11 protein-coding genes are annotated in these 13,768 nt (G+C 35.4%); 2 read left to right on the top strand and 9 right to left on the bottom strand.

Going from position 1 to position 13,768, the window contains the following annotated elements:
• Positions 1 to 15: 15 nt before the first annotated feature.
• Entirely contained in the window at positions 16 to 1,176 is a 1,161-nt protein-coding gene (locus BAMA_RS16615) for a BA2291 family sporulation histidine kinase (RefSeq protein WP_084158031.1), read from the bottom strand.
• Positions 1,177 to 1,350: 174 nt separating this feature from the next.
• Here BAMA_RS16615 and BAMA_RS16610 point away from each other — a divergent pair, with 174 nt between their 5' ends.
• Complete coding sequence (locus BAMA_RS16610) at positions 1,351 to 1,743, top strand: YueI family protein (RefSeq protein WP_034641312.1); 393 nt, start codon at positions 1,351 to 1,353, stop codon at positions 1,741 to 1,743.
• A gap of 283 nt (positions 1,744 to 2,026) precedes the next feature.
• Here BAMA_RS16610 and BAMA_RS16605 read toward each other — a convergent pair whose 3' ends face one another.
• The gene (locus BAMA_RS16605; RefSeq protein WP_235184468.1) at positions 2,027 to 3,382 is read right to left on the bottom strand and encodes a hemolysin family protein; all 1,356 of its coding nucleotides are present in this window, start codon (positions 3,380 to 3,382) and stop codon (positions 2,027 to 2,029) included.
• A 573-nt stretch (positions 3,383 to 3,955) separates the two neighbouring features.
• On the opposite strand from BAMA_RS16605, the gene BAMA_RS16600 reads away from it, so the two are divergent.
• Positions 3,956 to 4,444, top strand: coding sequence for a chromosome segregation protein (locus tag BAMA_RS16600; protein ID WP_034641308.1), 489 nt, complete (start codon positions 3,956 to 3,958; stop codon positions 4,442 to 4,444).
• A 56-nt stretch (positions 4,445 to 4,500) separates the two neighbouring features.
• Here the strand turns inward: BAMA_RS16600 and BAMA_RS16595 are convergent, their stop codons facing one another.
• The 7 genes from BAMA_RS16595 to BAMA_RS16565 all read right to left on the bottom strand — a co-directional run bounded on the left by BAMA_RS16595 (position 4,501) and on the right by BAMA_RS16565 (position 13,713).
• Positions 4,501 to 5,088 carry a hypothetical protein gene (locus BAMA_RS16595; protein WP_034641305.1) on the bottom strand — a complete coding sequence of 196 codons (588 nt, stop codon included), beginning with the start codon at positions 5,086 to 5,088 and terminating at the stop codon, positions 4,501 to 4,503.
• A gap of 278 nt (positions 5,089 to 5,366) precedes the next feature.
• Positions 5,367 to 7,211 (bottom strand): hypothetical protein, encoded by a 1,845-nt coding sequence (locus BAMA_RS16590; protein WP_034641302.1) that lies wholly within the window; start codon positions 7,209 to 7,211, stop codon positions 5,367 to 5,369.
• A complete protein-coding gene (locus BAMA_RS16585) occupies positions 7,201 to 9,018 on the bottom strand; it encodes an AAA family ATPase (RefSeq protein ID WP_034641299.1) in 1,818 nt (605 codons plus the stop codon). The genes BAMA_RS16590 and BAMA_RS16585 overlap by 11 nt, the downstream gene beginning before the upstream one ends.
• 83 nt (positions 9,019 to 9,101) lie before the next feature.
• Positions 9,102 to 9,362 carry a hypothetical protein gene (locus BAMA_RS16580; RefSeq protein WP_034641298.1) on the bottom strand — a complete coding sequence of 87 codons (261 nt, stop codon included), beginning with the start codon at positions 9,360 to 9,362 and terminating at the stop codon, positions 9,102 to 9,104.
• Between the two features lie 259 nt (positions 9,363 to 9,621).
• Positions 9,622 to 11,037, bottom strand: coding sequence for a basic amino acid/polyamine antiporter (locus tag BAMA_RS16575; RefSeq protein WP_034641295.1), 1,416 nt, complete (start codon positions 11,035 to 11,037; stop codon positions 9,622 to 9,624).
• A gap of 207 nt (positions 11,038 to 11,244) precedes the next feature.
• Positions 11,245 to 12,756 (bottom strand): ABC transporter permease/substrate-binding protein, encoded by a 1,512-nt coding sequence (locus BAMA_RS16570; protein ID WP_034641293.1) that lies wholly within the window; start codon positions 12,754 to 12,756, stop codon positions 11,245 to 11,247.
• A 3-nt stretch (positions 12,757 to 12,759) separates the two neighbouring features.
• Complete coding sequence (locus tag BAMA_RS16565; protein WP_034641291.1) at positions 12,760 to 13,713, bottom strand: ABC transporter ATP-binding protein; 954 nt, start codon at positions 13,711 to 13,713, stop codon at positions 12,760 to 12,762.
• Positions 13,714 to 13,768: the final 55 nt, after the last annotated feature.

Genomic DNA, 13,768 nt, shown 5'->3' with positions numbered 1-13,768 from the left:
AGTCTACACATTTTATTATTGTGTAGACTTTTCTTTTTCATTTTTTCTTTGAAATGTAATATGAAACTCTGTCCATTCACTATAAGACTCACATGTAATTGTACCGTTATGTTTTTCAACTATTTGTTTACATACAAATAGACCAATTCCTGTCCCCAACTTCTTTGTCGTCACAAACGGCTCAAATATCGTTGCAATACTCGCCTTTGGAATCATCGGACCATTGTTACGAATTTTCACATGGATAATCTCATTTTCCTCTATTACTTCAATACCAATCTTCCGGTTCTCTCTTACATCTTCAAGTGCATCGATTGAGTTCATTAAAATATTTAAAAATACTTGTCTCACTTCACTACGATACCCAACAAGCGATACTGGATATGGTAAATTTTTTTCAATTGAAACATTGGCGTTCACCAAACTCGGATATAAGAACTGAATGATGTCATGAAATAAGTCGTTTAGCCAAAACTGCTCAGCCTCATTCCACATTTCCTTTTTAGAAACGAGTAAAAACTGTGAAATACGAAAGTTTAATTGATCCAATTCATGCGAAATAATATCTAAATAAGAAAGATGAGGATGCTCATCTTTTAACAACTTAACAAATCCCATAATTGATGTTAATGGATTACGAAATTCGTGAACAAAGCTCGCTGACATTTGTCCTAAAATGCTCAATCTTTCTTTATGTGTTTCATGTATGTATTGTTTTTTCTCTTCTAAGTTTTTTGAGATAATCTCCGAATATTTTAAAACAGTATAATAAATTAAGTGGTCAAAGTATGTATGCATTCTATCCATAATAGGCTTTAATTCACTAGCCTTTACATCCAATTCACAAAGTGCTTCAAACAAAGCGTTTCTCCCTACGTTCGCATTATAAACGAAATCCCCTATGTTTGCCTCTGCACCTGCGCGTTCAATTGCAATTTTTTCACACATCATTTGAAGGTTCTCCATGTTCTGTTCCTCACGGATAAGCGATATCATTAAAAATAATAATTTTTCACCATTATTTATAATTTCTTCTTTGAATGGATCCTGATCTGAAATGATAACTTTATTTTTCCATTCTTTCACAAATTGTTGACTATTCTGCTGTAAGTATGTACAAAACATCTCTTTTATATCTTTAGCGATTGGAAACACCCCCATTTCCCCCATATCCATACGACAAACACTTATATATTTTGAATATTAACACAAAATTCTCCTTTCGTTAATAATTTTTTGTCACATTTTGTTAATTATTGTTGATAAAATGTTTATACTAACATAACGCTATACAATTTTGCATCTGAGCTATTTCTTTCGTACAATTGAAGAGAGGAAGGTGTGGTAAATATGGCAAATAAAAATGTAGAAGATTATCTTCAAGAAGGCATTCATGGTCAAAAACAAAATAAACCCGAAGAAAGAAATATGTTTTTAAGCACGTTGCGTGAACGTGTTGAAATTGCCTTAACGATAGGTCAAGTCATGCAAGAGAGTGTATATAAAGAAGTAAAAGAAAGCATGACCCCTTCTCAATCTTTAACTCTCTACTTAAATGGAAGTATCACATATTCATTTTTATCAAAGTACATTAAATTAGCAAACGAAAAAAATGTTCCCTTTACGATTGTCCAAAACAAAGGTACCAATACTTCTATTGGTCTCGTGCTCGCTCATAGCACTGCTGTCGATAAAGCGAAGATTTATGTCGAAGATGAAATTTATCAGAAAGAAATGAAATGATAAACATGTACGCCCCATTATGTGGCGTACATGTTTTTATTTTCACTTAGTTTTTCAGTATAATAATAAACCATTTTTATCTCTCTAGGTAATAAAAAGAATTTTCTATCATAATGAAGACCACTTTCACTTATGTAATTTATAAAATAAAACTTTATTGTAATCAACGCAGCGGGCTTTTATTAACTGTTAATCTCCATCAAAACCTCTTTGCCTCCCTCAAATTTTGAAGCAAGATAAATTCAAAAGCAATTACAAAAAAACTCTACTTGCACAGCAGAGTTTACGAACTTACTTGTTCTTGTAGTGAAACGGTATCCTCTATTATTGTAGTTTTCAGGGGAGCCCTTTGTTTGCTCACTTCAATCTTCTTTATATAGTGACCATCTCGTTCTATAATATGAAATTTATAATCTGCTACTTGAATGAAGTCTCCCTCCTCTATTTCTTGGTACTCTGTTAAAATCCATCCGCTGATTGTATCAACATCTTCACCATAAATAGACAACTGTAATAACTCATTGACTTCATAAAGTAGAACTTTCCCTTCTAAAAGCACCTTTGTATCACTAATATGTTCAATTTCTGGCCTTTCGTCAACATCAAATTCATCCCTTATGTCACCAACAATCTCCTCTATAATATCTTCAATTGTCACAAGCCCAGATGTACCACCATATTCATCTACTAATATTGCCATCGGTGTGTGCTCACGTTGCATTTTGAGGAGCAAATCATGAATAGCAATAGACTCAATGACCTGAATAATAGGACGTACATAATGATGTGCACACTTTTCCTTATCCCCATGGTTCATAGTAAAATCAGTGAAAATATCTTTAAAATTAATAAATCCAATTATATGATCTTTATCACCATCAATAACAGGATATCTTGTATATTGTTCCTTTGACATTATTTTCATCATGCTATGCAAAGATTGATCTTTTTCTAAGGTCACAATTTCTGTACGAGGCACCATAATTTCTTTTGCAATTCGATTATCAAATTCAAAAATTTTATTTACATATTTGTACTCAGATTGATTAATTTCACCGTTTTTATAACTTTCTGAAACGAGTATTCGTAATTCCTCTTCTGAATGAACCATCCCGTGTTCTTTCACAATTTGCAAACCAAGTAATTTTACAACAAAGCGTGCCGATTTATTTAATATCAAAATAAATGGGTACGCTATATGGTAGAAAACAATGAGCGGTTTCGCAATAAATAAACTAATACGCTCTGCTTTTTGAATCGCAACGGCTTTTGGTGCTAGCTCACCAATCACGACGTGAAGAAATGTAATCATCATAAACGCAAGAAACATAGATAATATTAGAACAATTGAAGAAGGCCATTCCAATCTCATAAAAATTGGTTGTAACATACGTTCTGCTACCGGTTCACCTAGCCAGCCAAGTGCGAGCGCAGTTACCGTAATTCCTAATTGACAAGCTGCTAAATATTCATCTAAGTTCGTAATAACAGCCTTCACAGCTTTTGCCTGTTTATTTCCTTCTGTAATCAACGATTCGATGTGTGAACTTCTTACTTTTACAATTGCAAACTCTGATGCAACGAAAAATGCAGTTAAGGCAATTAAAACAATAATCATACTTATACTAAATATGTCCAAGTACATTTCCTTACTTACGGCGTAAGCAAGGATGCCACCTCCTAATTGTTTGCCCTAAAAACTTATCCACAAATTTTATATGTTTTTACATTTATAACCCTATTTTGTAAAGAAAATCAACCTACTAATTTAGCCCCTAGATGTAGTGGTCTATGTTCTCCAGCATTCTCCCCTTTAACAGAACAGATTTCCATTGGTCTTTATCAGTTTTTCAGCTGTATTTATACAGTATATGTATATGTAAAAAAGTTATTGATATTTAATTTTTATGATAAGAAAACTTATTCTGTGAGTCAACCAACATGAGGAACAGTTTCAATTAATCGACTTTTGCAAGCTGTTGATTTCATACCTAAACATCTTATATGACTTGTGTACTATTAGTATATCACTTTACAGAAAGCGGAAAATGACAGACAACTTCTGGCACATTTCGAACGTTTTCCCTTCATAAAAAAATACTTTCGTGAAAAAGCACTTTCTTTGCCGATTCACCACTTCTTTTGTCACCATAGCAGGGAAAACGGTCCCCATCACGAAATCATTTATCAGGAATATAGAGGAGGGATTATTGTGGAATACAAAACTCCATTTATTGCGAAAAAGCTTGGTATCAGTCCAAAAGCGGTCGTTCGAATTGCACAGCAACTCAATTTACATTTAGGAAAAAATAAATATGGTCATTACGTCTTTACGGAAACAGACTTACAAAAAATGCTAGAACTTCAACTTACAACAATAGAACAAGAAGAAAAAAGCACTGTTCCAGTTACCCAAACTTCTTCAACAGATGAATTAAAGCAGTTTGCAAGGCAGCTTGAATCCATTACATTGCGACTAGATCGCATAGAAGAAAAAATGCAAGAAAAAGCTGATAATGTCGTAACATATCAACTACTTCAACACCGAAGAGAGATGGAAGAAATGCTAGAAAAAATTGAACGGCTAGAATCTGCGCTAAAACGAAAAGAACCTATATATATTGCCCCTGATAACCAACCTCAAAAACAAACAGAAAAGCCAAAGCGTCGCAAAATGATTTTAAGTATTTTTGGCTTTTAACTTGGATAAAAAGGATGCCTTCCCTAGGCATCCTTTTTATCTTATCGTTCTATTCATTACATTTGAATTTTCGTTCCTTCTCTCAGTAAAGACTGCACGTAAGCATTCCCTTGAATAACATCACGAAACTCTTTTAACGAATACATATGTGTAATACCTTTTATCGCATGAATGCGAACCGGTACACCTTGCAATCCTTCATGAAAGAAAAATGGATCATCAATTGGCTCAATTGGAAACCCTAATGAACGCAAGTACATATACATTCGTTTTGTAACGACGGCAATATACCACTCTGCCCTCGTTTCTAATGCATGAATAAACAAAATTGTTGCTAGTCTTTTAAACTGACCACGCCCTCTTGAATGTTTTGCAATACTCAGTTTGCCAATTTCATATACATTCTTTAGTTTGTTCACATGTTCATTTTTAGAAAACGGGTAAAAAAACTCGGAATTTGACTGCTCCGGTACTGTATATGGTACACACTCAACTGTGCCAATATAGTGATTGTCTTCTATTAATAAAAATCGTGTTGGATTCAAATTTCGCTCGACAAATTGTAATTTTCGCTCCTCACAAAAATCTCCCCATAACTGCTCGAACCAAAAATGCTCTTCCTTTGTTTGAACGCGCTGGAACATAATTTCCCACCTTTCTCTTCTCATCCCTGAAAGAAATGACAGCGTTTTCATTTATTATCATAGTAGAAAGGACGCCGATATACAATACATTCTCGTATAAAATATTCCATATATAATCAGAAATTCCTTTTCCGTTTTTATATTTATATAAAGCTTTTCAAAAGACATGACAAAATACTAAAAAGAGAAACGTGTTACACAATATTTTTTATGTTAATTATAGTAATCTTACTTCCTACCATAAAATTTTGATCAGTGGAACCTCTATTTTCCACTGATCAATCGTATTGTAACCATTCTTTAAAAATATACAACAATTCATTTTGACCAATTAACTTCTCTTCCCCAGCTTTTGTTTTGTGCGGATACAATTGAATAAATACACCACAACCAGACTCAATTTTCTTTCGGTGCATGTGACTCCCTGGATATACACAAATGACTTCATAAATGGAACGACGTTTAAACAGGCGTTTCCCTTCCTGTTCCTCTACATATTTAATCGCCCAATATTTGTACATTTGTTCTGTCGCCTTCGTATTTCCAACTGCTTGAAAAATATTGTACATCGGACTGTATTTCACTTCGATAATAATCGAGGATTGATATTCCTTCCCTTTATCTCCTATTTTATACCAATCAATACGAATGTCCGGCTTCTTCGTGTCTTCACCGTTATAAAAATTACTCCCCTTACTTAACGCAATTAAAGGGTGCGTTTCAATTAAATCGTTAAATGAAATCCGAAGTTCTATTCCAGGTCCCTCTAGCATAACGGTTGTTCCATCTTGCAAGCCATCTACATAAAAATGGGACTGAATTTGCTTATGTAATGGAGTATAATCACGAAATCCTAATTGTTGTAACAGTGAAATGATAATAAAATAGGTGTAATATTCATAAATTAAAAAGGTTGGTTTATATACAAATAAAAAGGTAGGATCTTTTGTGTTACGTTTTTGTGAAGTGTCTAAATACTGAAGTAATTGCGTATAGGAAGGTGGTAATGAATAAGTAGGCGCAAGTATATTGTCCGCTACTTCTCGCCAAAATGGACGAGATAATAGCTGCATATAATAACGTAATGCATGTTCTAAAATGCTGTACAACACCTTATATTCTTGCAGCTTCATTGACATTTTCCTAACATCTGTATCTTTTAGTAACGATATATTTCGGTACTTTTGTTTATCACGATCTGTAACAGAACCATTCTTTTCAATTGTTTGTATAATCGTTTGTACAGCCTTTTTCTCTTCTTTTCTTGTAGTATAGCTATTATCTATTTTTTCAATTGTTTCTCTTAAAAAACACTCAATTTGTTGTAACATGTTATAAAACTGCTTCGTTCTATGCTTAATATACCCATTCTCCTTACAACTTGGCAGTTCAACAAATTTACGGTTATAATGTTTGTTTGATTGTCTTTTCACCCCCATCAAGGCACTACGATATGTCGGCTTTTTCTCTCTCGTTTGCCACTCATATATGCGTCCTTGTTTTGTTTTTTTCTCAATTTCATAGTACAGTTGTTTCATTTTTTTCATCTTTGCTGGTAACGCTCGCAAAAACTGCATATAAGAATGGTCTTCAATATCTGTTAATTCATGAAATGTTTTTTTATAATAACCTCGGTCTAAAATCATCTCATTCACAATTGATTTCACATAATTTTGAATAGTTTCTAATTGATCATCAAAAAAATTTTTTGGTGTAATGCGAAATGCACCATAATATATATGATCATCGATCCTTACTTCAAAATGATACAAGCCACACCGCCATGGATATAAAAAATCAGTCTTTCCATGTTCATATAAAAGAACGATATTATTTTCTTCGTGAAATTCATACGCTCTATCCTTTTGCTCTTTCTGTCCTTCGTACACTGTATTCCAAATAAAAGTAAGTGAAGTGGGTTGCTTCACATAAACCTGTAATCGCAATGCTTTTAATTCTTGAAAACTATATACACAATTAAAAATGTTATGTGGTGATAAACAAAGTTTATTTAAAAAGATATGTTCTCCTTTACTTTTCGTTCCAATAATTAATTTTAATACGAACGGTAACCTTTCTCCTGTTTCTACAACTTCTGTCTCATATATGTTCTCATTTAACATACCCGTACAACTCCAATTCTTGCCTCTTTTGCTTCATATATAGAAGAGAATGTTCAAACGCTGATACACTACTTGCAAGTGGAGACTGTAATAGTTGTACAAGTGAAGATTCCTTCTTTCCCTCTTCTCGTAGAAGAGGACCTATCATCGCTTCTGTTCCCCGTAGCTTCGTTAAAATCCGCTGCTTTATTTGTATGTCGAATGCCTCTTCCCTACTTAGTAAACATGAATGATCTTCTAGAACAGGAATGTTTTGCAAATAAGAAGCAATAGCAGCGGCAACACGAAAAGAAACCCCTTTTGAGGCATCTTGTAACGATAATAGTTGATGTATTTTATCTAATAACTCCAGCTCTTCTTCTTCAAACACCTCAAGCATCTTTTTTTGTTTGAACCAATTCCTACGAAACTCTACCGTAGATACAGAAAAAGTAAATGGTAATAGCAATGCCTTTTCTTGTAACATATTTATTTCACAAAATGGTATTTTTCTCATCATTACTATATTTGCTCGGTCTAATAAACGGTCGGATAATTCTTTCGTCGTTTCATCGAAATTCACTGTCCCAATAAATATGACATTATCCCCAATCTCGATTTGAGCTGGAATATGTTGTTCCTTTTTCCCATCCCCGTTATATAAAGAAAGGACACGTTGCTTACGATCTAGTTGTAAAAGAGATAAAAATGGCGTAAACCAGTGCTCGATATGAGACATATTCATTTCATCAAACACAATCATATATAGTTGATTGGGATTTTCTGCGGCTGCTAACAGTGTACGAGCCAAGCTTGTTTCACTTTCCATATAAGCCCCACTTGGGTGAAGATAACCTAATACATCATGCGGTTCTTGATAAGATGGTGATACTGGAATCCAAATTAGTTCTTTTCCAAATGTTAAACCAAGCGCCTCCCCATACGTTTGAACAAACTTTGATTTTCCAATGCCAGGAATCCCTCCTACAATCGTTAACATATTCGTTTTTACACAAGTATGAAAATTATATATATCACTTTCATCAATATATAGTCCTTTTTCACCCGTCACTTGCTTTACGTACTGCAAAAATGTATATTCACGTTCATTCCATTCAAATCCTTTCGCTCGCTCATTTATATCAACAACTTCAATTTCTTCTCCCGTTTCTTCTATTCTCTTTTTTAACTGTTCATGCATATCTGCGGCAACAAAGTATAAAGAACCATCCACTTCTACTTCGATACAATCAGACCAATTATGAATTTCAATATACTTCACTTCTCGCTTTTGTTCTCTATATGCAATCGCACTAATTGATGATTTCAGTGATAAATTCCCGTACAATCTACCTTCATACCATAACAACTCCGGCATCCCCAAATCATGAGGGAATTTTGGCATCAAAAATGAAACATAGCCTTTCCCAAGCTTCCTTTCGAATGACTCTCTTGTTTGAACGATAGACATCTTTGGTGAAGGAATGATGTGATAAAAGTTAGAAATCTTTCGCTTCTCTGTTCGAATGATTTCTACAAATAAAGAACCTTCCCAATAACGTAAACGAAACAATATAAGTTTGCCATTTAAGCCACTTTCTTTTCCCTTTGTAAAAAACGGCTCATTTTTTTTATTGTTACACTCTCCCTCAAATACAATTGGTTCTTCTCCGTATAACGCTACAATAACGCTTGGAACAGGTGAGAGGCAACGTATAAAAAATGAATTTTTCTTCCCTTTTTGCTCTTCTAACATAGCCGTTCCTAGAAATCGCATATGGTGCAATCTTCTTATAAAGCTCGGATGAAGAGCTTTCCCAAGTTTCATCTGACTCCCCCTCTTTCCACATACTCTTATCATTGTATGAATAGAAATAGTGAACTAGAAACAAAAAAACCTAACGAATATCGTTAGGTTGAATGTGATTCTTCTTTTTCTTGTGCAATTGCATTATGCGCAATTTTCATTTTCGCAAGAATATAGCGAAGCGTATCTTCTTCATTTTCATCTTTGTTCACTTGCATATTTGCTAAACCTTCTACGGAACACGCTAAGTTTTCCACCGCACCTCGAAGCTCGGGATGTCGATTAAAGAACACTTCATGCACTAACAATTTCCGAACACCTTGCGCAAGCTCAGCAATTCGCATTAATTGATCGTTCTTCTCCATGATTCATCCCCCCTATATTTCCTATACATATAACATTCTATAGGAAAAAAATATTCCCTACTTCCATACATAGTCAAAATCTATATAAAGTGAAACTTCACTCAGTGGGAGTTTTCTTCATCCCCCACTGAGTGTTAGTTGAACCAATCGGGCTTTTACGGGCTGTTTATCTTCTACCTAAACTTCTTCGCTCCCCTTAAGTTTTGAGGTGGGAGGTTAATGCGGGATAAAAAAAACAACCTCATTAAAGAGGTCGCTTTTACATTGTAATTTTATTTGTCACTAACATATAAATGGATAGACAAGCCGCCATCATAATAATAAGGAATACATATTTTTCAACTCCGGTAAAACTACGGTTTCCTTTTTCTTTTCGAGCAATTATATATACGAAAGCTCCAATTCCATAAACGAGGGATACAAGCAGTAAGTTCTTCATTCCTGCCGCATATACAAGCCACGCAGAATAGAAAGAGGCCATGAAAGCAAGAATACCATCTTTTAACCTGCTTCCTTCATATGCCTTCGTAACCACTAGTTTCAGCTGATATAATGCTGAGAATAAATACGGTAGTAAAATCGATGTTGACGCGATAAAGTACATAATTTGATATGTGGACTCAGAAAACAACACGATAATAAAAATAAATTGTGCGACGCCACTTGAAAACCATAAAGCGATATGCGGCGTACGCTTTTTATCCGTTTTTGTAAAAGCTTTCGGAAACACTCCATCTTTTCCTGCCACATGAGAAATTTCTGAAACAAGTAAGAACCAGCCAATTAATGTTCCAACAAGCGAAGCAATTAGCCCGATATTAATTACTGTTGCTCCCCACGAGCCAACAACATGCTCTAATACATGTCCCATCGATGGCGTATCTAAAGCGGCAAGTTCTTCTCTCGTCATCGCTCCTAGCGATAATACGGAGATTAAAATATAAATGCCCATTACTAACAACAAACCTAATACGGTCGCTTTTCCGACATCACGGCTGTTTTTCGCTCTTCCTGATAGTACAACTGCACCTTCCACACCTATAAATACCCATAATGTAACAAGCATTGTGTTCTTCACTTGATCAAGTACAGTAGAAGTAGAAACAGCACCTGCTCCCCAAAAATCATGCGTAAATGTGTCCCAGCGAAATGCTGTAATCATAATCACAATAAACAATACAATCGGAACTAACTTCCCAATCGTCGCAATAACATTCATAATAGATGCTTCGCGAATCCCAACTAAAATTAAAAAGTGCAGCCCCCATAACAATACAGATGCGCCAATAATAGATGGGACGTTATTTCCCCCGCTGAAAATCGGGAAGAAATATGCTAAGGAATTAAACAACAACATAATTGTTGCAACGTTCCCTAAAATACCAGCAATCCAGTATCCCCATGCGCTATTAAAACCAATATATTCACCAAATCCAGCGCGGGCATAACTATAAATCCCACCTTCAAGTTCTGGCTTTTTATGTGCTAATGTTTGATATACAAGGGCAAGTGGTATCATCCCAAGCGCTGTAATACACCAACCAAGAAGTATAGCACCACTATTTGCTCCTTCTGCTAAATCATGTGGTAAGCTAAATACCCCTCCGCCAACCATTGTTCCTACTACTAATGCAATTAATGGAAAAAATCCTAGTTTCTTCTCTATCGGTACCACCCCATCTGCCTATTCTCGTTGCCATATTTATCCGGTCTTTCATATATATCTTCTTCATATATTCTTTCTGAAAAACATTACTTATTCTATAAGAAAATGAACAAAAATGGAATACTTTTTTAAAAAAATGTATAAGTATGCACAAAAAAAGCCGTTCCTTTTTCAGAAACGGCTTTTGAAACGATAAAATTGTATATTTTTTGAAAATTATTTTAGTAAGTTTTCTTTTTGCAAATACTCTTTCGCCACTTTTTCAGCAGCCTTTCCTTCTACATTCACTTCATAATTCATCTTTCTCATTTCTGCGTCCGTAATCTTTCCAGCAAGCTGATTTAATACTTTTTCAAGTTCTGGATGTTCTTCTAACGTTTCTTTTCGTAACAGCGGTGCTCCTTGATATGGAGGAAATAATCCTTTATCATCTTCTAATACTTGCAAATCATATTGCTCAAGTTCGCTATCTGTCGAATACGCATCAATTACGTGTACATCTCCTGATTCAATAGCACTATAACGAAGCTTTGGTTCCATCGTTTTTAAATTTGGAAACTGCACACCATATAATTCTTGAATTCCTTTATATCCATCTTGACGATCTTTAAACTCAAGCGTAAATCCTGCATTTACATTGCTTGCTACATTTCGAAGATCTGATATTGTACTTACATTATACATAGCCGCTACTTCTTTTGGCATGGCAAGTGCGTATGTATTGTTATATTGCATTGGCTTTAAATAAACCATATCAAATTTTTCCTCCATGCCAATTCGCGCTTGTTCATAAACAGCTGCAGCGTTTGTACTTTCCGGTGTTTCTTTCACAAATGTCGATAACGCTGTTCCTGAAAACTCAGGGTATATATCAATTTCTCCCGATTTTAATGCTTCGAACACAAATGCTGTTTTCCCAAACCCTGGTTTTACATCTACTTCTAATTCTGTCTCTTGTTCAATTAACAGCTTATACATATGAATTAAAATTTCTGGCTCCGCCCCAAGCTTTCCAGCAATTACGATATCTTTTTCTTTTGTATGTAAAAGGAATGGAGCAATTACAATAATAATAGCCATAACTGTTGCTATCGCGGCTTTCTTTGGTGAGCGCCTTACATGCTCAAACATACGTAGTATAACGTCAAAGAAGATAGCTAATAATGCTGCTGGTATCGCTCCTAGTACAATTAAAGCATGATCGTTTCGGTCAATACCAAGCAAAATTAGCTGACCAAGTCCTCCTGCACCAATTAACGCAGCTAGTGTAGCCGTTCCAACAATTAATACCATTGCCGTGCGAATACCAGCCATAATAATTGGAAGTGCCAGTGGAAGCTCAACCTTCCATAACCTCCTCCAGCTGTTCATCCCCATCGCTCTTGCCGCCTCGATAAGAGAGGGATCTAACTTTCGAATGCCTGTATATGTATTTCGTAAAATAGGAAGCAACGCGTAAATAACAAGTGCAATAATCGCTGGCACTTTCCCAATTCCAACAAGTGGAATTAACAAGCCAAGAAGTGCGAGCGAAGGAATTGTTTGCATAACGGCTGATGTTCCGATAATAAACTCTGCAATCTTTTCTCTTCTCGTTAATACAATCCCGAGTGGAACAGCAATGAGAACAGCAAAAAATAATGAAATGAGCGAAATTTGTATATGCTCCAAAAGGGCGCTAAGTAGTTCTTGTTTTCTTTCTTGAAATGTTTGTACAAATGTCGACACTGTCTATCCCCTTTCCTGCATTTTTCCCGTCATATACTGCACGATGTGACGGCTCGTTAACGTTCCAACATAAACGCCATCATCTTCAATTGGCACCATCTCCTCATCATGTAAGCGAAGCAATGCCTCTTGCAAAGGAGACTGCAAAGAAAGCGAACGAGACATGTCATAGTCTGCATCTTCTTGTAGTAACGTTACTAACTCTTCTACTTTACGACCGTCATACCATGATAAGCCTGGACTTCCAATAAACTCTTCGACAAATGAATTAGCTGGATTTTGTAAGATTCCTTCTGGCGTATCAAGCTGAACAATTTCCCCTTTTCTCATCACACAAATACGGTCACCAAGTGAAAGTGCCTCCTGCATATCATGCGTTACGAACACAATCGTTTTTTGAATTTTCTTCTGCAAATTTACTAAGTCACGCTGTAGTTGCTCACGGCTTAACGGATCTAGCGCACTAAACGGCTCATCCATTAGTACAATTTTGGGATTTGCAGCAAGCGCCCTTACAACACCAACGCGCTGTTTTTGACCACCTGATAATTCATCTGGCATCCGATCACGGTACACATCTGGATCCAGACCTACCATATGTAATAAGTCATCGACACGTCTTTGAATATCATCTTTCTTCCATCTTCTCATTTCTGGCACAACCGCAATATTCTCCGCAATGGTCATATGCGGAAATAAAGCAATTTGCTGCAATACATACCCAATATTCCAGCGCAGTTCATGAATGTTATAATCTTTAATATTTTGATTGTCAATAAAGATAGAACCCTCTGTCGTTTCAATTAAACGATTGATCATCTTCATCGTAGTTGTTTTTCCGCAACCACTCGGACCAATGAGAACAAAAAACTCACCCTTTTGTATTTCTAAATCGAGTGTATTGACAGCTTTCGTTCCATCATCGAATATTTTTGAAACGTTTTCGAATCGAATCACCTAGACAACTCCTTTTTTCGTTTCTTTCATTTTGCTGGAAATACTGCTTCATTTC

The organism is Bacillus manliponensis (genome assembly GCF_000712595.1).
Classification (GTDB): Bacteria; Bacillota; Bacilli; order Bacillales; family Bacillaceae_G; genus Bacillus_A; species Bacillus_A manliponensis.
The sequence above is the reverse complement of the archived record's forward strand: the minus strand, read 5'-3'. Positions and strand labels throughout refer to the sequence as shown.